Origin of the sequence: Pontimicrobium sp. SW4 (assembly GCF_039954625.1) — a bacterium.
In the GTDB taxonomy this organism is placed as follows: Bacteria; Bacteroidota; Bacteroidia; order Flavobacteriales; family Flavobacteriaceae; genus Pontimicrobium.
The window spans coordinates 2,370,071-2,390,865 of record NZ_CP157199.1 but is presented as its reverse complement, the minus strand read 5'-3'; the positions used below and the strand labels follow the sequence as shown (position 1 = coordinate 2,390,865).

Sequence of the window (20,795 nt, the reverse complement as noted above, 5' to 3'; positions counted from 1 at the left end):
AATGACAAAGTTTCATAATCAATAGCTTTGGTTAGTTATTTGATTAATAACGACTAAAAAGAACCATGAACAATCAAGATCAATTTAAATATACAACTGGAGTCGTTGGCTTTCCATTAGCTTTTGTAATGATTTTATGGTTGATTTTTTGGTTTGAAGTTAGATTTGGATTCAGTTTTAATGATTTAGGAGTATACCCTAGAACCTTAAGTGGCTTAAAAGGCATTGTTTTTAGTCCATTTGTTCATGGAAGTATGGAGCATTTGTATCATAACTCTATTCCACTCTTTGTGTTATCGGTGGCTCTTTTTTATTTCTATAGAGAGATTTCCTGGAAAGTTATAGGCTATGGTATATTGTTTTCTGGCTTACTTACTTGGTTTATTGCACGTCCATCTTATCATATTGGAGCAAGTGGATTGATTTATGTCCTTATGAGCTTCATACTTTTTAAAGGCATTTTTGCTAAGCATTTTAGACTTATTGCTTTATCGCTATTGGTTGTCTTTCTTTATGGTTCTATGATTTGGTATGTATTCCCAATTAAAGAAAAGGTGTCTTGGGAAGGACATTTATCTGGACTAATCATAGGATTTGTTTTTGCATTATTGTTCAGAAAGTCGATTGCAAAGCCTAAAAAATATGCTTGGGAACAACCAAATTATAATGAAGATGACGATCCTTTCTTAAAACATTTTGATGAAAATGGAAATTTTATTGAAAACTTACCAGAGGAGTCAGAAATAGTAGAGGAGGATAATAAGCCTAGATTTAAAATAACGTACCATCTTAGGCGCAGAAATAATGATTAAAGTCTTTGTCTAATTACTTCGTATAGAAAGGCACCACAAGCTACAGACACATTAAGAGAACCTATTTCTCCACGCATTGGTAATTTTGCTTTGTCGTCAACTAATTTTAAAACTGAAGGGTTTATTCCTCTTCCTTCAGATCCCATGATAATAGCACATGGTTCTACAAAGGATACATCATAAATGGTATCATTCGTTTTTTCAGTTGCAGCTATTACTTTAATTCCTGATGCTTGTAAATAAAACATAGCATCTTTTATATGATCAACTTTACATATTGGTATGTTAAAAACTGCTCCAGCACTTGTTTTAATCGTATCACCATTTATTGGAGCGCCTCCTTTTTTTTGAATAATTATGCCGTTAACTCCTGTGCATTCTGCTGTTCTAATAATGGCGCCAAAATTTCTAACATCACTAATTTGGTCTAGCAGTAAGAATAATGGGTTTTTCCCAGATTCAATAACATCTAAAACTAATGTCTCTAAATCATGAAATTCTATAGGTGAAATTTGTGCAACAACACCTTGATGATTTTTGTTTGAAAGCCTATTTAACTTTTCAAGAGGGACATAAGATGTGTTAATTGAGTATTTTCTAAGTAACTTATCTAGCTCAAAAAAGAGTTCGCCTTTGAGCCCTTTCTGTATAAAGACTTTATCAATTGTTTCACCAGAATTTATAGCTTCAATTATTGCTCTAATCCCAAAAATTTTTGTTTCTTTTTCCATGAATGCAAAAGTAGGTAAAATAAAAAACTCCTCTAAACATTGTTTAGAGGAGTTAACTTATATGAAATATCTTTTATTTCTTATCTCCAACCACCAGTTGAATAATCTTCACCAGCAACACCTTCTGTGCCTCCTAAAGTATAGTATTCAGCAGGAATAGATTCTAATGCACTTCCAGGTACAGGGAAATGTAATAAAGTACCTGCTTGTAAAAGATCTTCTTTTCTCATTTCACAGAACCCAATATAAGGAGCTGTGTATGCAAACTCAACCATTCTTTCATAGTGAATAGCATCCTTAATCTCTTGAGCATCTGCAGCAACAGGAGGCAAATTTCCTCTAGTAACTCTAGTTCCTGCATTAATTACAGCGGCAGCACCAGCTAAATCTGGAGCAGCTTTGTTTACTAATGCTTCAGCCATGTACATATCATTCTCAGATTTTGAATATTCAACTACATTCATAGTCCAATACGTGATATAGTCATCATATCTACTATAGCGATAGCTACTGTAGTGATATTGACCTCTTTCAGGACGGAAGTTATTAGAAGATAAGTAACCATAATCAGTTGCTAAACGCGCATCAGCAGACGTAGATTCAGCTTGAAACGTTACACCATCTTCCCAATAAGCAGGAGTAGAAGGATCCATCATATTAATAACTCTCATATCAACTCTTGCCCAACCTGGGTATACTAAATATGTTTTTGGAACTAAATCGTACCAAGTAACATCATCCATATAGATTTCAAAATCTTCAGTAATACCATTTTGTGTATAAGTTAATACTCTGTTCCAATCGATTGAAGCTTTTTGAGTACTATTTCTTACGTTACTCACTAACCAACGAGCACCAAGACTGTTCATGTATTTAACAGCATTTACACCAGCACCACCAGGGATGATAGCTTCATCAAAAGTAATTCCATTAGCAGAAGCAATAGCAATAGCTTCATCTAATTTATTTAAAGCAAAGGTCATTGCTGTAGCATAGTCTGAAGCACCTTCAAGACCAGTTCCAGCTACAACACCAGTTTCGTCAGATAACCATACTTGATCAAATACTATTGCTAGTTGTGCAATAGCTGTAGCTTGAGCAAACTTTGCAATGGTGAGAATTTTTTCAGGATTATCAAACTCAGTTCCATTTTCTACTGCTAATGCTAAAGTATTAGCATCAGACAGTACTGAATACATGGAATTAAAATAAGATCTTGTAACATTGTTACCGTAAGCAGGTGAATTATTAAACGCTACTCTAGGCTCACTAGATAAATCTCTCATACCAAAGTTACCCCAAGAGCAACTAGTGATGTCCGCCATTGTAGCAAATGCTGCAGCAGGCGAAGCTGTACTGTGAGACGTCATAAATAAGTTTCTTACTACACCATCAGCAGTTGCAGCTAAGGCAACAGGATCAGATGTTAAAATGTCATCATTTGGATTTTCTAAGTTATCTACACCTAAATCTGAAGAGAAGTCGTCACACGACACTCCAAAAGCTAATAGTGCAGCTAAAGAAAATATGTTAATTATTTTTTTCATAATAGTATGTTTGTTTTTATAATAAGATGCAACCTTTTTAAAAAGGTTGCGTCTTATTGCAATTTTTTTTAGAATTTAATTTGAACTGACATTGAGTATGATGATTGGTTAGGGTAAACACCATAATCAACACTGTAGTACTGTTGTGTACCACCATCATAATTAGCAATTTCAGGATCCCAACCTTTATAGTCAGAAAACGTTAAAAGGTTTCTACCAATTAAACTCACTTTAAGTGAACTTAAGAAAGGAATTTGTTTAGAGTCAAATGTATAAGAAACAGAAGCCTCTTTTAACTTTACAAAGCTACCATCTTCAACCCAAAAGGCGTTATTTTGGTTAACATCGTATAGAGAACCGTAATATACTCTGGTTTTCTTTTCAGAATCTGGCTTACCAGCTTGATCAACAATTGCGTTTCTCTCACTAATAGTAGTCCATTGTCCGTTTACGTTATAAATATCACCGCCTTGTTTCCAATCCCAAAGCATATAGAAATCTAACTTTTTATAGCTGAAATTTGATACAATACCTACGTTAAAGTCTGCATTTTGATTACCAATTTTTTCAAAAACAGGAGTCCCGTTAGCATCTACTTCAATAATTGCAGCTTCACCAGTAGTACCAATTTGAGATGTTTCAACAACGACACCATCACTGTTTACACTATAATCTCCAATAGACATACCTGAAGGTAGTTGATTAGCCATAGTTGCTAAGTCTGTAACAAAACGTCTACCATACATAGAACCATATTCAATACCCTCTCTTAATAAGAATAAACCGCTAGGCCCTACTTGTTGTTCAGGAGCGTTTAACTTAGTAATTTTAGAATCAACCGTTGTAAAGTTTACACCTAAGTCCCATTTCACATTTGGAGTATCAATAATTTGAGAGTTTAAAGACACCTCAATAGTATTTGATTCCAAATCACCAACATTTTGCCATTGTCTATTTTTTCCAGCATTTGCAGGAGCAAATAAACTAACAAGCATAAACTGATCTGTTGACACTTGATTAGAGTATGCAGCTTCTAAAGTAAATCTATCTAAGAAAGAGGCGTTTAAACCAAATTCATTCTCTGTTGTTAATGACGGTTTTAAATCTGGATTACCTTTGATTCTATTTGTTGATAAAGAACCTCCACCAAGAGCCGTTTGCTCATATTGCCATGAGAATCCTGGACGTTGTCCTGAAGTACCTCTCGCAAAGTTTAACTTTAATTCTTGAACACCTGGAATTTCTATATCTTGAGTAACTCTATAGGCTCCAGAAACTCTATAATAGTTGTTCCATCTTTCATTAGCTCCAAATAAAGAAGAACCATCACGTCTAAATAAGGCATCAATAATATAGCGATCTTTATATACTAAACCACCAATTACAAACATGTTTTGTGCTCTTTCAGCATTTTGGTCTGAAGAAGCAGATATATCTGCATTAGCAAAGTTATCTAAAGTAGGTAAACCTCTAAATAAATAATTTTGACCAGAAGCAGACACTTGTTCATAAGCTCTATCTTCTAATAAATAACTTAATTTACCTTTTACTTCAAGGTCACCAAAAGTTTTAGCATAGTTTATTGTTGCTTGCGCTTTTTGAGATAACTCAAAAGAACTGTTTTTATTCAAAGAACCTTCACTGTAACCAAATCCTATAGGGTCACCAGTTGTTGTATATGTTTCATATTTATTATGCCTTGTAAAACGATAGTTATTGCTTTCAAATGCATATTCCAATTCAGCAGTAACGGCATCAGTTAATCTTAAGTTTAAATTATAAGACCCTAAGAAACGTTGTTGCTTAGCTTTTGCGTCTCTTACATATAAATTATATAATGGGTTACTAATTTCAGATTCCCATGGATCTGGCTTATACCAATAAGGTTGCCCATCTGGGTTCTCAACAAATAGCTGTGCATCTGGTGCTAGTCTTGCAATAGTTCTATAAATGTCATTTCCACCACCTGGAGAGTTATCATTTAATTTTATGAATGCGTTACTCGTTGTAAATTTAATCCAGTCATTAAAATAATAATCTGCATTTAAACGTAAACCATTTCTAGTATATCCATCAGTTTCTTCTAAAACACCTTCAGCTTCTGTGTTTTCAGAAGAAAAGAATACACGAGACTTATCATTACCACTAGAAATAGAAGCATAATTAGTTGTGTTAATACCATTTTTAAAGAATGCATCTTGAAAATTGTTGTATACACCATAAGGGTTGTCAGAATAACCATCGGCAGATTCAATTCTACCACCAGTAACTGCGTTTACACCTGAAGCAGCCCATACACCTTGGTAACCAGCTGGATAGGTTACACCTTCATATTTTGTGTATTGCCCTTTAAATTGTTCCCAATCTGAGGCTAGCTCGTAACCATGAGATTGGTTAGTTTCAATGTAGTTATTGATTTTAGAGAATCCAACTTCTGATCTAAGTGTAATCTCAGATTTACCAAGTTTACCTCTTTTAGAAGTAATAGATATAACTCCATTTCCAGCTCTTGACCCGTATAAAGATGAAGCAGATGCTCCTTTTACAATTTCAAAAGATGCAATATCATCAACATTTATATCTCCAAGACCACCTTCAACAAATACACCATCTAATAATACTAATGGTGCTTGCGAACCATAAAAATTGGCTGCACCTCTTAGAAGAAGAGTTGCTCCTTGTCCAGGACGACCTAAGTTTGTTACAGAGACACCAGCAACTTTACCTTGAAGCGCACTAGCTGCAGAACCAGCTGGTACTTTTTCAATTTGCTCAGTACTAACTTTTGCTACAGTAACCGATAGTTTTTTTCTAGATGTAGCTCCTGCCACACCAGTTACTACTACTTCGTCTAATACGGCAGCATCTTCTTCCATTGTAACATTAATCGTATTTGCAGCTCCAACAGTTTGCTCAACAGTTTTTAATCCTACATAGGTAAAAACTAATACATCACCAACATTGGCAGTAATAGTATAATTACCATCAAAATCAGTTTGAGTACCGTTAGTCGTGTTTTTTACAATAATGTTAACTCCAGGTAAAGGCATTCCAGATTGATCTGAAATTGTTCCCGAAATTGTTTTTCCTTGTGCAAAGGTAAATTGCACAACAAACGCCAGTAATAGCGTTAAAATTCCACTAAACTTTGTTTTCATTTTATATTTTATTTGAATTAGTCTAAGCCAAAAATCATAATAAAAAGTTAAAAAAGCAATTATTATTAGGGTTATTTTAACTTTTTTAACTTTCTAGCCTGTAAATTATATCTTTTTAGTTGAAATATTTTACAACACATGTGTTTAACAATTGTATTTATTTGTAAAAAAAGAAAAGGCTCAACATAATTTGTTGAGCCTTTTTTATATAAAACAAAGTTTTTTAATAAACTAGTTTACATCCCACCATAGTTTAGTGTAAATGTTATCTGCACCTTGCGCAGCAACCATAGCGTCATAATTTGCTTTGTTGTTGCTTTCTATAGCTGCATCATAAGCATCTCTAGTTGGGATCTGTTGTGTACTTGCAAAAGGCGAAGGTGTAAGTAAAGGAAGATCTAAACGTCTCCACTCAGCCCAAGCTTCAGGTCCTTGTAAATATAATGCTACCCACTTTTCATAAGCAATTTCTGCAATTCCAACATAAGGGTGTGCAGCAAGATAAGCCGCAGCGTCAGCTGTATCTACTCCCCAGTAATCCATAGAAGCAAGAACTCCTAAGTCATAGTGTGCAGCAGCAGTACCACCACCAACATTCCATCCTTTCATTGCAGCTTCAGCCATTTTGAAATGCGTTTCAGCAGCAGTAAATAAAGGAGATGGGAATTGTTTCTCATAAATGATATCACTTGTAATGAAAGAGTAATCAGGTACATTACCATTTACTGCTCCATTTGGTGCTCCAACATAACCTGCATCTATCCCTCCTGGGAAGTTAGGTGAAGGATGTACACTATCTCTAGCTTCTTCTGCATATTCAAACATTCTCGGATCTAAGTTAGCTCTTTGCTCTTCAATCATTGTTACAGACAAGATATAATCTTCACGAGTTTGGAAGTTATCTTCCCATGGACTATCACTTGTTTCATCAGACCCATAATTGAATTCAATGTTATCAGCGTTATCTGTAATTAACATTCCAGAGGCAACAGCTTGCTCAAACTTAGTTTGTGCTAAAGTTGGATTTACATCAGAAATTCTCATAGCCATTTGTGCTTTTAAGTTATTTCCAAAAGCAGCCCATCTGTCCATATCTCCATCAAATAATACATCGCCTTGAGGTCCAGCTCCACTAGAAATCATTGCTAATGCAGCATCTACTTCAGCAAACATAAAGTTGTAAATAGATTCTTGAGAATCAAAAGCTGGTTGAGGGCTTTGAACTCCTTGGAATGCTTCCGACCAAGGCAAATAACCCCATCTATCAGTCATATACTGCAAGTAATATGCTCTTAATATTTTAGAAACTGCTAATTGATTTTCTGTAGCTCCATATGCTAGAGCCGCCGCCGCAGTTGCAGGATCTTCGTTAAGTTTAATAATTTCATTTAGATTCTGCATAGGTCCAGTATACCAACCATTATAACTTGCAGTTAACGTTTCGTAACGAGATGACCCAGGATATTGTCCTTGAGTAATGTGTTGCATATATAGAATAGCTTTTTCATCTACAGCAATTGCTGGTATAGAAGCCTGAGCAGACGTAAGCAACTGTGAAGTCACAGGGGCTGTAGGCCCACTAGGGTTGTCATTTGTAGTACCATAATCAATAGTTTCACATGAACTAAAGAACATAGTAACGCATATTAATAATGCTATGTTTTTTATTGTATTCTTCATTTTTCTTAGTTTTTTAGAATGTTAGTCTTAAGTTAACTCCCATCGATCTTGTTTGAGGAAGTGTACCAGCTTCAGCCCAGTTTATTCCACCTCGTCTTTCAAGCTCTGAAGGATCTACCCAATTAAGTTCAGAATCAATTAACCAAACGTTATTAGCAAAGAAGCCAATTGATGCAGCAGTTAAACTAAACTTGCTTACAAAATCTTTCTCGAAGTTGTAGTTTAACTTCACACTTCTTAATTTAATATAAGATGCATCGTGTAAGTTGTTTTCGTAGATGTTACCTAAGTTACCTAGGTTGTATAAATCTTGTGCTTCAACATAAGCATCTACAACAGTACCATCTGATGTTGGTTGTCCGTTAGCATCTGTACCAGTTTCTAATACACCAACGATGTGTACACCACCACCTGAAGCTACAGGGTCTCTTTTTGGGTTACCTTTATCGTTAAGACCTGCCGTTTTAGCAGATAAACCAGAATGATCCATATATCTTTCAGTTCTAGAGTAGTATTTACCGCCTTTTTGGAAGTCAAATCCTAAACTTAAGTCCCAGTTTTTATAAGTCATATTAGATGTTAAACCACCAGTAAAATCAGGCAATACATTACCTAAGTTTTTGTTTGTTTGACGACTGTAGAAATAACGACCACCACTAGCAGCTCGATACATAATTTCGCCATTAGCACCGTATGCAAAACCTCTACCAATTAAAGTACCCCATTCTTCACCAACTCTTTCTTGAAGTCTCATGTTAGATGTATAAGTACTTAAATCTCTAGAGTCAATTCCTGGATATAAAGCATCTACATATCTATTAAGTGTTGCAAAGTTTACACCAAGTTCCCAAGTAAAGTTATCATTTCTAACTACATCACCTAATAATGCAACTTCAAAACCAGAAGATGTTTGCTTACCACTATTAATATTTGTATTAGAATAACCAGTTGCACCATCTAAAGGAATATTTATTGGTAGTTGATCATCTGTCCTATCCCAGTAAGATAAGTCTAAACCAATTTTTCCATTAAATAAACGGAATTCAGTACCAACTTCAAACTCTGATCTAACACCACCTTTAAGGTCTGGGTTCTCTTGTCTACTATTAATACCAAGTCTACCATTTCCTTGATACAGAGAGCCAACTGTATAAACATTTTGAGTTAGATATGGGCCAGGGAAATAAGGTGCTTCAGAATAACCTACTCTTAATTTAGCAAAGGTTACAACATCATTTTTAGGTAATACTTCGTGTGCTAAGAAACTAGCCGAAGCTCCAAGTGTTTCAACTCTGTTATCCTCTGGATTAGCAGTAGAAGACCAGTCAAGTCTATACGATCCATCTAAATATAAGAATTTTTTATAGCTTACCGATCCTTTGGCAAAAATACCATCATTCTTTTGAAGCCTTTTACCACCACTTGCAGCTACAGGATCTAAAGAGCCAGCTAAATTATAAAAATCTGGAATTGTTAAGTCACCAACAGTGTTAGCATTTAAGCTTCTAAAATCTCTGTGAATTTTTTCTACACCCAAATTAACGTTATAGTCGATATCTCCATTTAAGGCTACATCACTATAAGTTGCCATGGCGAAATAATCTATTCTTTCATTTCTACTATGACTTTCACTAAAGAAAGCAGGGTCTAATAAACTCTTAGTTGTTCCTCTATCATCAGTATTGTATGAGTTAAAAGTTTTTCTAATCTCTGCTGTAATATTGAAATTGTCGTTGAAGGTATATGTACCACCAACTTTTCCAAAATATGTATTTTTTCTATAGTTGTTATCGTTTTCATATGAGTGGAAATAAGGCATATCCCAATATAAAGGACGTGCATCTCTAGGGCCACGAATATTCCAAGATACTACTTGACCATTACGCTCATATCTTTTTAAACGTTTAAAGTCTAATTGTCTTTGCCACCATTGGTTAAAGTTAGATCCTAAGTTAGCATACCCTTGATCTGGGTTATTAAGCATATCTCTATCTTCAACATTTATGTTAGCAAAAAACTCAAATTTTTCTGTGATATTATATGTTGCATTAAGCGCAAATCTAGTTGATTTATTGCTTGAATTTGGAATAATACCGTTTGCTTCAACATAAGTTAATGACGTTCTAATATTGTAATCTTCTCCTCCTTTAGAAAAAGATAATGTTGTATTGTTTGTATAAGCGTCTTCATAAAAAGTATTAATATCATTTTTACTTGGAGACCAAGGTCTTAATTCACCAAACTCTGGAGTTCCAGGAACCCAACTATCCCAGTGACGTACTAAAGTACCGTCTAATCTAGGACCCCAACTTTCATCTGCCCAGAAATCTGGATAAGGTTGTCCATCAAAAGCAGCCCATTCAGCAGGATCAGTAGCAGGGTTATAAGTAAACGTGTTAAACGTTTGGCTATATCCACCACCATATTCATTTTGATATTCAGGTAAATTAGTTACTTGGTTAATAGTGAAAGCTTGATCAATTTGAAATTGAGCTACACCAGATTCAGCTGTTTTTGTTGTAATAACAATAGCACCACTTCTTCCATCAGGACCATAAAGCGCTGTTGCAGCACCAGATTTAAGTACTGAAATATCTGCAACGTTTTCTGGGTTAATGTCACTTATAGCATACACTCTAACTCCATCAACTACATATAAAAGATCAGTTTGACCTCTTAAACGAATGCTTGAGTTTCCAAATGTAGAACTGTTATTACCTACTATTTGGACACCAGCTACTTTACCAGCCAAAGCATCAGCAATATCAGTTTCTTTTGCTTTTACTAGTTCTTCACCACCAACTGATTGTTGCGCATAACCAAGCGATTTCTTTTCTCTTTTAATCCCTAAAGCTGTAACAACTACTTCATCTAACAACGCAGCATCTTCTTGCATTGTTACATTTATAGTGTTAGAAGATCCTACTGTTTGCTCAACAGTTTTAAGACCTACATAGGTGAAAGTAAGAACATCACCAGCACTTGCATTAATGGTATAGTTACCATCAAAATCTGTTTGCGTTCCATTAGTTGTTCCTTTTACAATAATGTTTACCCCAGGAAGAGGCATTCCAGATTCATCTGAAACAGTTCCCGAAATAGTTTTTTCTTGCGCAAAGGATACTTGCACAATAAACGCTAACAATAGCGTTAAAATTCCACTAAACTTTGTTTTCATTTTATAATTTATTTGAATTAGTCAAGCCCAAAAATCACAATAAAAAGTTAATTAACCAATTATTATTTATTAAAATTTCAAATTTATTTGTAATTAATCATTGAAAATCATGACTATTTTATAATTTGACATTTAAACTTAAATGAATTTTTGAGTTTGAGAACTTGAATTTTTGATTTTCATTTTTTCCGTTTGCGTAGTTGAGTTTTAATAAGCCTACTTTGGTTAGAATTCCAATTCCAAATCCAAATCCATATAGCTTTTCATTTAGGTTTGCTATACTATTATTGAGATACGCAGCATCTGTTATAGTGTGTAAATATATTGTAGAGCTTAGATTATATCTGTATTCCAAGTTAATAAAACTGTATAATGTCGCTAATAGGCTATTTTCTTCGAAGCCTCTTATGCTATTTATACCTCCAAATCTAAGAAGCTCATTTGCGAAATAATCTTCTGATTGAATCCCTTGCAATTTTATTCGTAAATAAACACTGTTTTTTTGATTTAAGTTGAAAATTTTGTAGGTGTTTACTTCATAAAGTGTCTGATTGACTTTATTTCCATTATTTTTTCTATCTCCAAAGGCTAACTTAATATCAAAATTATAGTTGTTAAGAAAAAGTAAATTATTGTATTGTGGTTTAAATATTTGATATTGTAAATTATAGAAGGTTGAGTTATAATCCTCAATATTTAATAAAGAGTTACTTTCTAATAAATTATTGGATTGTATAGAAGCTAAACCAGCATATAGTATTTGTTGATTATTAATTTGGTAGAATAAATTACCAGATTGACTAACAGTTGTAAAGGTTGAATCTTTTTTAAAAATCTCAAGGTTAAGTTCAACTCCTATTGGTGAATTAAATATGTATGGTGCTTTAGTATTTATATTAAACGTTTTCTGCTCGCTTTCGTCGCTTTTGTATATAAGATTAATGGACTCACCATAATTGAGGTTATTTGTGAGCTTTAAATCTAAATAACCATCAAATTCAAGTTTACCAGATATTTCATTTGTGCCAAAACCTAAAAAGCCATCAAAAATATTGCTTTTGCGTTTTTCTAAGTATAAATATACTGTAGAAGAATCTTGAGTAAATAAAATTTCAGGTTCTCTAGTTGTGTTTGTAAATGGTAATGTATTTAAAATTTTAACTTTTTCTTTTAACGAATTTATACTTAGAGTTTTTTTAGGTTTTAGTTTTAGGTAGTGTTTTAAATAAGATTTTGGAAAATTCTCATAGCCTTTAATCACAACTTTATCAATAGTTCTTTCGTCGTTAGATTTTATTGTTAATTCGGCTTCGAGGCTTTCATTGTCAATATGTTTTTTAAAATAGTCTAATTTCACAGAAGAAAATGGATATCCATTTTCAATTAAATAAGCATTTATCTTAGAAAGAAGGTATGGAACATTAGTGATGCTAGTTTTTAAATAAGAGTCATTGTAGTTTTCTAATAAAGATTTAATATAATCTATATAGATATCACTTTTATTGTAGCGTATATATATGGTGTTGTATTTTTTGCCTAATCTTATATTGCTATGGTATGTAGAATCATCTTTTATATTTGTTTCTAAAATTTGATTTTCAATAAAGCCAATTTTTTGCAAGCCATCTTTAAGGTTTTCAATTTCTTCGTGTAGCAATTTAAAATTAACAAATACTTTCTTGTATCCAATAGAATCAATAATTCTGGTTTCGTTATCAGAATTTCCAGAAACTATTAAGTTTAAGTTTTGAGACTGTACCCTATTAATAAAGAATATGCCACAAAAGGAAAGAATAGTAATAAGTCTTAAGATATTCAAGCTAAAATTTTGAGTATAAAACTAACGGAAATTAACATCAAATAATATCTTGATAAAATTTATTTTCACTCGTGATTGAAATTTAATTATTTAAGATTTGAATTATTCATATAAATTTCTACCTTTGCAGCCCTCTAAAGAGAGGGTTTAATAAAATTATATAGAAATATATGCCAACAATTTCACAATTAGTAAGAAAAGGAAGAGCCAAAATAACTAAGAAGAGTAAATCGGCTGCTTTAAATTCTTGTCCTCAAAGACGTGGAGTTTGTACTCGTGTTTATACGACAACACCAAAAAAACCTAACTCAGCAATGCGTAAAGTTGCAAGGGTAAGGTTAACAAATGGTAACGAAGTAAACGCATACATTCCAGGAGAAGGGCACAATTTACAAGAGCACTCGATAGTATTAGTTAGAGGTGGAAGGGTAAAAGATTTACCAGGAGTTAGATATCACATTGTTCGTGGCGCATTAGATACAGCAGGTGTCGAAGGTAGAACGCAACGTAGATCTAAGTATGGTGCTAAACGCCCTAAAAAGTAATTTAAACTTTAAGAAGAAGACATGAGAAAAAGAGCAGCGAAAAAAAGACCGCTTTTACCAGATCCAAAATTTAACGACCAGTTAGTAACTCGTTTCGTTAATATGATGATGTGGGATGGTAAAAAGTCAGTAGCTTTTAAAATTTTCTACGACGCAATTGATATTGTGGAAGAAAAGAACACAGACGAAGAAAAAACAGCTTTAGAAATATGGAAAGATGCTTTATCAAACGTTATGCCTCACGTAGAAGTACGTAGTCGTAGAGTAGGTGGAGCAACATTTCAAATTCCAATGCAAATACGTCCAGACCGTAAAGTTTCAACAGCAATGAAATGGCTAATTAGTTATTCAAGAAAAAGAAACGAAAAATCTATGGCTCAAAAATTAGCAGCAGAAGTATTAGCCGCAGCTAAAGAAGAAGGAGCTGCTGTCAAGAAAAGAGTAGATACTCACAAAATGGCAGAAGCGAATAAAGCATTCTCACATTTTAGATTTTAATACGATATGGCAAGAGATTTAAAATACACAAGAAATATAGGTATTGCTGCGCATATTGATGCCGGTAAAACAACTACTACTGAACGTATTCTTTATTATACAGGTGTTTCACATAAAATTGGTGAAGTGCATGATGGTGCTGCAACAATGGACTGGATGGAGCAAGAGCAAGAAAGAGGAATTACAATTACCTCTGCAGCAACAACTTGTACTTGGCAGTTTCCATTGGAAAATGCACAACCAACACCTGAAACTCAAGGATACCACTTTAATATTATAGACACTCCTGGTCACGTAGATTTTACGGTTGAAGTAAACCGTTCTTTACGTGTATTAGATGGTTTAGTATTTCTATTTAGTGCAGTTGATGGTGTTGAGCCACAATCTGAAACTAACTGGAGATTAGCCGATAACTACAAAGTGCCACGTATTGGATTTGTAAATAAAATGGATCGTCAAGGATCTAATTTTATGGAAGTTTGTCAGCAAGTTAAAGACATGCTAGGTTCAAATGCTGTGCCAATTGTTATGAATATTGGTGATGAAGCAGACTTTAAAGGTATTGTAGACTTAGTAAAAAACCGTGCTATAGTTTGGCATGATGAAACACAAGGTGCTACTTTTGATGTTATCGATATTCCTGAAGAATTAAAAGCAGAAGCTGCCGAATTAAGAGCAAAACTTATTGAAGAAGTTGCTACTTATGATGAGAACTTGTTAGAGAAATTCATGGAAGATGAAGATTCTATCACAGAGGACGAAGTGCACGCTGCGCTTAGAGCTGCCGTAATGGATATGGCTATCATTCCAATGATTTGTGGTTCTGCATTTAAAAATAAAGGAGTACAATTCTTATTAGATGCTGTATGTCGTTATTTACCTTCTCCAATTGATAAAGAAGGTATTGTAGGAATTAATCCAGAGACAGAGCAAGAAGAAATTCGTAAGCCATCTGCAAGCGAACCATTTGCTGCATTGGCTTTTAAAATTGCTACCGATCCTTTTGTAGGTCGTTTAGCATTCTTTAGAGCTTATTCTGGTCGTTTAGATGCTGGATCTTATATCTTGAACAATCGTTCAGGTAAAAAAGAACGTATCTCACGTATCTATCAAATGCACTCTAATAAGCAAAATGCCATCGATTTTATCGAAGCTGGTGATATTGGAGCAGCAGTAGGTTTTAAAGATATTAAGACTGGTGATACTATGTCTGATGAAAAGCATCCTATTGTTTTGGAATCTATGGATTTCCCTGATCCAGTAATTGGTATTGCAGTGGAACCTAAGACTAAAGCAGATGTTGATAAATTAGGTATGTCTTTAGCTAAATTAGCAGAAGAAGATCCAACATTTACAGTAAGAACAGATGAAGCTTCAGGACAGACTATTATTTCTGGAATGGGCGAGCTTCACTTAGATATTATTGTTGACCGTTTACGTCGCGAATTTAAAGTTGAAGTAAATCAAGGGCAACCGCAAGTAGAGTACAAAGAAGCTATTACTGCTGCGGCAGATCATAGAGAGGTTTACAAAAAACAATCTGGTGGTCGTGGTAAGTTTGCTGATATTGTATTTACTATTGAGCCAGCTGATGAAGGTGTTACTGGACTTCAGTTTGAATCTATTATTAAAGGTGGTAATGTTCCTAAAGAATTTATCCCTTCAATCGAAAAAGGATTTAAAATGGCAATGGTTAATGGACCATTAGCAGGTTACGAAGTAGATTCTATGAAAGTGACATTGAAAGATGGATCTTACCATGATGTGGATTCAGATCAATTATCTTTCGAATTAGCTGCAAAATTAGGATTTAAAAATTCTGCGAAAGCTGCTAAAGCGGTAATTATGGAGCCTATTATGAAACTTGAGGTAATTACTCCTGAAGAAAACATGGGTGATATCGTTGGTGATTTAAATAGAAGAAGAGGTCAAGTAAGTGATATGGGAGATAGAGCTGGTGCAAAAACTGTAAAGGCTACTGTACCATTATCTGAAATGTTTGGATATGTAACAACATTAAGAACATTATCATCAGGTCGTGCAACATCAACTATGGAATTTTCACATTATGCTGAAACTCCTTCAAATATATCTGAAGAAGTAATTAAAGCTGCTAAAGGCGTTGAATCGTAAATCTTAAGAAAATGAGTCAAAAAATCAGAATAAAATTAAAATCTTACGATCACAGTTTAGTAGATAAATCTGCTGAGAAGATTGTAAAGACAGTAAAAAGTACAGGTGCTGTTGTAACTGGACCAATTCCATTACCAACACACAAGAAAATTTTCACTGTATTACGTTCACCACACGTAAATAAGAAGTCAAGAGAACAATTTCAATTAAGCTCTTACAAGAGGTTATTAGATATTTATTCTTCATCTTCTAAGACAATTGATGCTCTAATGAAGTTAGAGTTGCCAAGTGGTGTTGAAGTAGAGATTAAAGTTTAAGAAATAAACTTACATGTCCTAAGCTGCGAGCGAGGGAAAAACGGTAAAAATACAATTCAAGGCTGAAATGTATTTCAGCCTTGAATTTTAAATAACAAATAGTAATAATTAATAATAAATAATATGTCTGGGTTAATTGGAAAAAAAATCGGAATGACCAGCATTTTTGATGAAAACGGGAAGAATATTCCTTGTACAGTAATCGAAGCTGGACCATGCGTTGTTACCCAAGTCAGAACTGAAGAAGTTGATGGTTATCAAGCCCTTCAACTTGGTTTCGATGACAAGACAGAAAAAAATGCTACAAAGGCTGACATTGGTCACGCTAAAAAAGCAGGTACTTCTGTTAAAAGAAAAGTCGCTGAATTTCAAGGTTTTGATGAGGAGTACAAATTAGGTGATACAATAACAGTAGAGCACTTTGCAGAAGGTGAATTTGTTGATATTGCTGGAACCTCAAAAGGTAAAGGATTTCAAGGTGTTGTAAAACGTCATGGTTTTGGTGGTGTAGGTCAAGCTACTCACGGTCAACATAACCGTTTAAGAGCACCAGGATCAATTGGAGCTGCATCGTATCCTGCAAGAGTTTTCAAAGGAATGAAAATGGCAGGACGAATGGGTGGTGAAAAAGTGAAAGTTCAAAATTTAAGAGTTTTAAAAGTAGTTGCTGATAAGAATCTGCTTGTGGTAAAAGGATGCGTTCCTGGACACAAAAACGCTTATGTAACAATTCAGAAATAATGAAGGTAGCAGTTTTAGATGTAAACGGAAAAGACACAGGAAGAAAGGTAGACCTTTCTAAAGATGTGTTCGCAATAGAGCCAAATAATCATGCTGTATACTTAGATGTGAAGCAATATCTTGCTAATCAACGTCAAGGAACACATAAGGCTAAAGAAAGAGCAGAAATCACTGGAAGTACACGTAAGATTAAAAAACAAAAAGGTACTGGTACTGCAAGAGCAGGTAGTATTAAATCTGGTGTATTTAAAGGTGGTGGACGTATGTTTGGACCAAGACCAAGAAACTATAGTTTTAAATTAAACAAAAACGTGAAGCGTTTAGCTCGTAAATCAGCATTAACAATTAAGGCTGGAGAGAAAGCAATAACAGTTTTAGAGGACTTCAGTTTTGATGCTCCAAAAACTAAAAACTTCACAGCAGTTTTAAAGGCTTTAGACTTGCAAAACAAAAAATCTTTGTTTGTGTTGGGAGCTTCAAATAATAATGTATATTTGTCGTCACGCAATTTAAAAGGGTCTGAGGTTATAATGAGTTCAGAATTAAGTACTTACAAGATTTTAAATGCAAATCAAGTAATACTTTTAGAAAGCTCTTTAGAAGGAATTGAATCGAATTTAAGTAAATAAGAAGACCATGAGTATCTTAATTAAACCGATAATCACAGAAAAGGCAACAAACGATAGCGAGTTAAATAACCGCTACACTTTTCAAGTGAACAAAAAGGCGAACAAGGTAGAAATCAAAAAAGCAGTGGAAGCTGTTTATGGTGTTTCTGTTGAAAAAGTTCGTACTATAAATGTCCGTCCAGATAGAAAAACTAAGTTTACAAAAACTGGTGTTCAACATGGTAAAACAAATGCTGTTAAAAAAGCAATTGTACAACTGGCGGAAGGTGAGACGATTGATTTATATGCTAATATGTAATTAGACAAAAAATGTCAGTAAGAAAATTAAAACCAATCACACCAGGACAGCGATTTAGAGTAGTAAACGGATTTGACGCCATTACTACTGATAAGCCGGAGAAAAGTTTATTAGCTCCGAACAAAAGGTCTGGTGGTAGAAACAGTCAAGGAAAAATGACCATGCGCTATAAGGGTGGAGGTCATAAAAAAAGGTATCGTATTATTGATTTTAAACGTAACAAAACTGGAATTCCAGCAGAAGTTGCTTCGATAGAATACGATCCAAACAGAACAGCTTTTATCGCATTATTGAATTATCAAGATGGTGAAAAGCGATACATTATTGCGCAAAATGGACTTCAAGTTGGGCAAAATGTAGTATCTGGTGAAAGTGAAATTGCTCCAGAAATTGGAAATGCAATGCCGCTTAGCGAAATACCTTTAGGAACAATTATTTCTTGTATAGAGTTACGTCCAGGTCAAGGAGCTGTTATGGCTCGTAGTGCTGGTGCATTTGCTCAATTAATGGCAAGAGATGGGAAATTTGCAACAGTTAAGTTGCCATCAGGTGAAACAAGATTAATTCTTGCTAACTGTATGGCTACAATTGGAGTTGTATCTAATTCAGATCATCAATTATTAGTATCTGGTAAAGCAGGTAGAAGTAGATGGTTAGGTAGACGTCCAAGAACTAGACCAGTAGTAATGAATCCAGTCGATCACCCAATGGGTGGTGGTGAAGGTAAATCTTCGGGAGGACACCCACGTTCTAGAAATGGAATACCAGCTAAAGGATATAGAACACGTTCTAAGACTAAAGCAAGTAATAAATATATTGTTGAACGTAGAAAGAAATAATAAATCATGGCAAGATCATTAAAAAAAGGACCTTACGTTCATTATAAATTAGAAAGAAAAGTGGCTGCTAATGTAGAAGCTAACAAGAAAACAGTTATCAAAACTTGGTCAAGAGCAAGTATGATTACTCCAGATTTTGTTGGACAAACAATTGCAGTACATAATGGCCGCCAATTTGTACCAGTATATGTTACTGAAAACATGGTAGGACATAAATTAGGAGAATTTTCACCAACAAGATCTTTTAGAGGTCACGCAGGTGCTAAAAATAAAGGTAAAAAATAAGAGCTATGGGAAGTCGTAAAAAACAAATGGCAGACGCTATTAAGGAAGGGAAGAAGCAAGTTGCTTTTGCTAAACTTAATAACTGTCCTACGTCACCAAGAAAAATGCGCTTAGTAGCCGATTTAGTAAGAGGTGAAAAGGTAGAAAAAGCACTTAATATTTTAAGATTCAGTCAAAAAGAAGCATCTCGCCGTTTAGAGAAATTGTTATTGTCTGCAGTTGCAAACTGGCAAGCTAAAAATGAAGATGCTGATATTGAAGATGCTGAATTATTTGTAAAAGAGATCAGAGTAGATGGTGGATCAATGTTAAAAAGATTGCGTCCAGCGCCTCAAGGTCGTGCACATAGAATTAGAAAAAGATCTAATCACGTAACACTCGTGCTTGGAGCTAATAATAACACACAAAGCAATTAATAAATGGGACAAAAGACAAATCCAATAGGAAATCGCCTTGGAATTATCAGAGGATGGGAATCTAACTGGTATGGAGGAAATGATTATGGAGATAAACTTGCTGAAGATGACAAAATCAGAAAGTATGTGTATGCACGTTTATCAAAAGCTAGTGTGTCGAGAGTAATCATCGAAAGAACTCTTAAACTTGTAACCGTTACTATCACTACTGCTAGACCTGGTATTATTATCGGTAAAGGTGGACAAGAGGTAGACAAGTTAAAAGAGGAGCTTAAAAAGATTACAGGTAAAGAAGTTCAATTGAACATCTTTGAAATTAAACGTCCAGAATTGGATGCATATCTAGTAGCGTCAAGTGTTGCTCGTCAAATTGAAAATCGTATTTCATATAAGCGTGCAATCAAGATGGCTATTCAGGCTGCAATGCGTATGAATTCTGAAGGTATTAAAATTCAAATTAGTGGTCGTTTAAATGGTGCTGAAATGGCACGTAGCGAGCATTATAAAGATGGAAGAATTCCTTTATCAACATTTAGAGCCGATATTGATTATGCTTTAGTTGAGGCCCACACTACTTATGGTAGATTGGGTATTAAAGTATGGATTATGAAAGGTGAAGTATATGGTAAAAGAGAACTTTCTCCGCTTGTTGGTTTATCTAAGAAGCAAGGAAAAGGTGGAGCGCGAGGTGGAAATAAGAATCAATCTCGTCGTAGAAAGTAATTTTTTAAATTAAAGAAAAATGTTACAACCAAAAAGAACAAAATTCCGTAAGCAGCAAAAAGGGCGTATGAAAGGTAACTCTGGAAGAGGTCATTTGCTTTCAAGCGGAATGTTTGGTATAAAATCGTTAGACTCGAAGTTTATTACTTCTCGTCAAATAGAAGCAGCGCGTATTGCCGCTACACGTTATATGAAAAGAGAAGGGCAGTTATGGATTAAAATATTTCCAGACAAGCCTATTACAAAAAAGCCTCTTGAAGTACGTATGGGTAAAGGTAAAGGTGCCGTTGAATATTGGGCAGCTGTTGTTAAACCAGGAAGAGTTTTATTTGAAGTAGGAGGTGTGCCATTAGACGTTGCAAAAGAAGCATTACGTTTAGCTGCGCAAAAACTTCCAGTAAAAACTAAGTTTATTATCGCTAGAGATTATGAAGCTTAATTTATTG

Annotated in this window: 19 protein-coding genes; 13 read left to right on the top strand and 6 right to left on the bottom strand. The window is 34.4% G+C overall.

Features of this window, described 5'->3' with window-relative positions:
• Positions 1 to 65: 65 nt before the first annotated feature.
• Positions 66 to 812: a rhomboid family intramembrane serine protease gene (locus ABGB03_RS11205; protein WP_347922612.1), complete on the top strand. Its 747-nt coding sequence runs from the start codon at positions 66 to 68 to the stop codon at positions 810 to 812.
• On the opposite strand, the gene rlmB is transcribed toward ABGB03_RS11205, so the two are convergent.
• From rlmB to ABGB03_RS11175, 6 genes are all read right to left on the bottom strand, one after another.
• Positions 809 to 1,543: a 23S rRNA (guanosine(2251)-2'-O)-methyltransferase RlmB gene (rlmB, locus tag ABGB03_RS11200; protein ID WP_347922611.1), complete on the bottom strand. Its 735-nt coding sequence runs from the start codon at positions 1,541 to 1,543 to the stop codon at positions 809 to 811. The two genes, ABGB03_RS11205 and rlmB, sit on opposite strands and share 4 nt — an antisense overlap.
• Before the next feature lie 80 nt (positions 1,544 to 1,623).
• On the bottom strand, positions 1,624 to 3,090 hold the full coding sequence (locus tag ABGB03_RS11195; protein ID WP_347922609.1) for a hypothetical protein: 1,467 nt from the start codon (positions 3,088 to 3,090) through the stop codon (positions 1,624 to 1,626).
• A 68-nt stretch (positions 3,091 to 3,158) separates the two neighbouring features.
• Positions 3,159 to 6,248, bottom strand: a complete 3,090-nt coding sequence (locus tag ABGB03_RS11190; RefSeq protein ID WP_347922608.1) for a SusC/RagA family TonB-linked outer membrane protein — start codon at positions 6,246 to 6,248, stop codon at positions 3,159 to 3,161.
• Positions 6,249 to 6,479: 231 nt separating this feature from the next.
• Positions 6,480 to 7,928: a SusD/RagB family nutrient-binding outer membrane lipoprotein gene (locus ABGB03_RS11185; protein WP_347922606.1), complete on the bottom strand. Its 1,449-nt coding sequence runs from the start codon at positions 7,926 to 7,928 to the stop codon at positions 6,480 to 6,482.
• A 13-nt stretch (positions 7,929 to 7,941) separates the two neighbouring features.
• Positions 7,942 to 11,106, bottom strand: coding sequence for a SusC/RagA family TonB-linked outer membrane protein (locus ABGB03_RS11180; protein WP_347922604.1), 3,165 nt, complete (start codon positions 11,104 to 11,106; stop codon positions 7,942 to 7,944).
• Between the two features lie 118 nt (positions 11,107 to 11,224).
• Positions 11,225 to 12,925 (bottom strand): hypothetical protein, encoded by a 1,701-nt coding sequence (locus ABGB03_RS11175; RefSeq protein ID WP_347922603.1) that lies wholly within the window; start codon positions 12,923 to 12,925, stop codon positions 11,225 to 11,227.
• A gap of 170 nt (positions 12,926 to 13,095) precedes the next feature.
• Here ABGB03_RS11175 and rpsL point away from each other — a divergent pair, with 170 nt between their 5' ends.
• The 12 genes from rpsL to rplP all read left to right on the top strand — a co-directional run bounded on the left by rpsL (position 13,096) and on the right by rplP (position 20,788).
• Entirely contained in the window at positions 13,096 to 13,470 is a 375-nt protein-coding gene (gene rpsL / locus ABGB03_RS11170; RefSeq protein ID WP_044399731.1) for a 30S ribosomal protein S12, read from the top strand.
• A gap of 21 nt (positions 13,471 to 13,491) precedes the next feature.
• Entirely contained in the window at positions 13,492 to 13,968 is a 477-nt protein-coding gene (rpsG, locus tag ABGB03_RS11165) for a 30S ribosomal protein S7 (protein ID WP_347922601.1), read from the top strand.
• Positions 13,969 to 13,974: 6 nt separating this feature from the next.
• Positions 13,975 to 16,101, top strand: a complete 2,127-nt coding sequence (gene fusA / locus ABGB03_RS11160; RefSeq protein WP_347922599.1) for an elongation factor G — start codon at positions 13,975 to 13,977, stop codon at positions 16,099 to 16,101.
• An 11-nt stretch (positions 16,102 to 16,112) separates the two neighbouring features.
• Positions 16,113 to 16,418, top strand: a complete 306-nt coding sequence (rpsJ, locus tag ABGB03_RS11155) for a 30S ribosomal protein S10 (protein ID WP_092133880.1) — start codon at positions 16,113 to 16,115, stop codon at positions 16,416 to 16,418.
• A gap of 123 nt (positions 16,419 to 16,541) precedes the next feature.
• The gene (gene rplC / locus ABGB03_RS11150) at positions 16,542 to 17,159 is read left to right on the top strand and encodes a 50S ribosomal protein L3 (RefSeq protein ID WP_347922598.1); all 618 of its coding nucleotides are present in this window, start codon (positions 16,542 to 16,544) and stop codon (positions 17,157 to 17,159) included.
• Entirely contained in the window at positions 17,159 to 17,788 is a 630-nt protein-coding gene (rplD, locus tag ABGB03_RS11145; protein WP_347922597.1) for a 50S ribosomal protein L4, read from the top strand. The genes rplC and rplD overlap by 1 nt, the downstream gene beginning before the upstream one ends.
• A 7-nt stretch (positions 17,789 to 17,795) precedes the next feature.
• On the top strand, positions 17,796 to 18,086 hold the full coding sequence (rplW, locus tag ABGB03_RS11140; protein ID WP_136841402.1) for a 50S ribosomal protein L23: 291 nt from the start codon (positions 17,796 to 17,798) through the stop codon (positions 18,084 to 18,086).
• 11 nt (positions 18,087 to 18,097) lie between these two features.
• Complete coding sequence (rplB, locus tag ABGB03_RS11135; RefSeq protein ID WP_347922596.1) at positions 18,098 to 18,925, top strand: 50S ribosomal protein L2; 828 nt, start codon at positions 18,098 to 18,100, stop codon at positions 18,923 to 18,925.
• A 6-nt stretch (positions 18,926 to 18,931) separates the two neighbouring features.
• Positions 18,932 to 19,210: a 30S ribosomal protein S19 gene (gene rpsS, locus ABGB03_RS11130; RefSeq protein ID WP_013869040.1), complete on the top strand. Its 279-nt coding sequence runs from the start codon at positions 18,932 to 18,934 to the stop codon at positions 19,208 to 19,210.
• A gap of 5 nt (positions 19,211 to 19,215) precedes the next feature.
• On the top strand, positions 19,216 to 19,626 hold the full coding sequence (gene rplV, locus ABGB03_RS11125; RefSeq protein WP_347922594.1) for a 50S ribosomal protein L22: 411 nt from the start codon (positions 19,216 to 19,218) through the stop codon (positions 19,624 to 19,626).
• 3 nt (positions 19,627 to 19,629) lie between these two features.
• The gene (gene rpsC / locus ABGB03_RS11120; RefSeq protein WP_347922593.1) at positions 19,630 to 20,349 is read left to right on the top strand and encodes a 30S ribosomal protein S3; all 720 of its coding nucleotides are present in this window, start codon (positions 19,630 to 19,632) and stop codon (positions 20,347 to 20,349) included.
• Positions 20,350 to 20,368: 19 nt separating this feature from the next.
• A complete protein-coding gene (gene rplP / locus ABGB03_RS11115) occupies positions 20,369 to 20,788 on the top strand; it encodes a 50S ribosomal protein L16 (RefSeq protein ID WP_167609148.1) in 420 nt (139 codons plus the stop codon).
• The last annotated feature ends 7 nt before the right edge of the window (positions 20,789 to 20,795 follow it).

Coding starts and splice junctions, on each gene's coding strand:
- ABGB03_RS11205 (WP_347922612.1), top strand. CDS start 66: ATGAACAATCAAGATCAATTTAAATATACAACTGGAGTCGTTGGCTTT.
- rlmB (WP_347922611.1), bottom strand. CDS start 1,543: ATGGAAAAAGAAACAAAAATTTTTGGGATTAGAGCAATAATTGAAGCT.
- ABGB03_RS11195 (WP_347922609.1), bottom strand. CDS start 3,090: ATGAAAAAAATAATTAACATATTTTCTTTAGCTGCACTATTAGCTTTT.
- ABGB03_RS11190 (WP_347922608.1), bottom strand. CDS start 6,248: ATGAAAACAAAGTTTAGTGGAATTTTAACGCTATTACTGGCGTTTGTT.
- ABGB03_RS11185 (WP_347922606.1), bottom strand. CDS start 7,928: ATGAAGAATACAATAAAAAACATAGCATTATTAATATGCGTTACTATG.
- ABGB03_RS11180 (WP_347922604.1), bottom strand. CDS start 11,106: ATGAAAACAAAGTTTAGTGGAATTTTAACGCTATTGTTAGCGTTTATT.
- rpsL (WP_044399731.1), top strand. CDS start 13,096: ATGCCAACAATTTCACAATTAGTAAGAAAAGGAAGAGCCAAAATAACT.
- rpsG (WP_347922601.1), top strand. CDS start 13,492: ATGAGAAAAAGAGCAGCGAAAAAAAGACCGCTTTTACCAGATCCAAAA.
- fusA (WP_347922599.1), top strand. CDS start 13,975: ATGGCAAGAGATTTAAAATACACAAGAAATATAGGTATTGCTGCGCAT.
- rpsJ (WP_092133880.1), top strand. CDS start 16,113: ATGAGTCAAAAAATCAGAATAAAATTAAAATCTTACGATCACAGTTTA.
- rplC (WP_347922598.1), top strand. CDS start 16,542: ATGTCTGGGTTAATTGGAAAAAAAATCGGAATGACCAGCATTTTTGAT.
- rplD (WP_347922597.1), top strand. CDS start 17,159: ATGAAGGTAGCAGTTTTAGATGTAAACGGAAAAGACACAGGAAGAAAG.
- rplW (WP_136841402.1), top strand. CDS start 17,796: ATGAGTATCTTAATTAAACCGATAATCACAGAAAAGGCAACAAACGAT.
- rplB (WP_347922596.1), top strand. CDS start 18,098: ATGTCAGTAAGAAAATTAAAACCAATCACACCAGGACAGCGATTTAGA.
- rpsS (WP_013869040.1), top strand. CDS start 18,932: ATGGCAAGATCATTAAAAAAAGGACCTTACGTTCATTATAAATTAGAA.
- rplV (WP_347922594.1), top strand. CDS start 19,216: ATGGGAAGTCGTAAAAAACAAATGGCAGACGCTATTAAGGAAGGGAAG.
- rpsC (WP_347922593.1), top strand. CDS start 19,630: ATGGGACAAAAGACAAATCCAATAGGAAATCGCCTTGGAATTATCAGA.
- rplP (WP_167609148.1), top strand. CDS start 20,369: ATGTTACAACCAAAAAGAACAAAATTCCGTAAGCAGCAAAAAGGGCGT.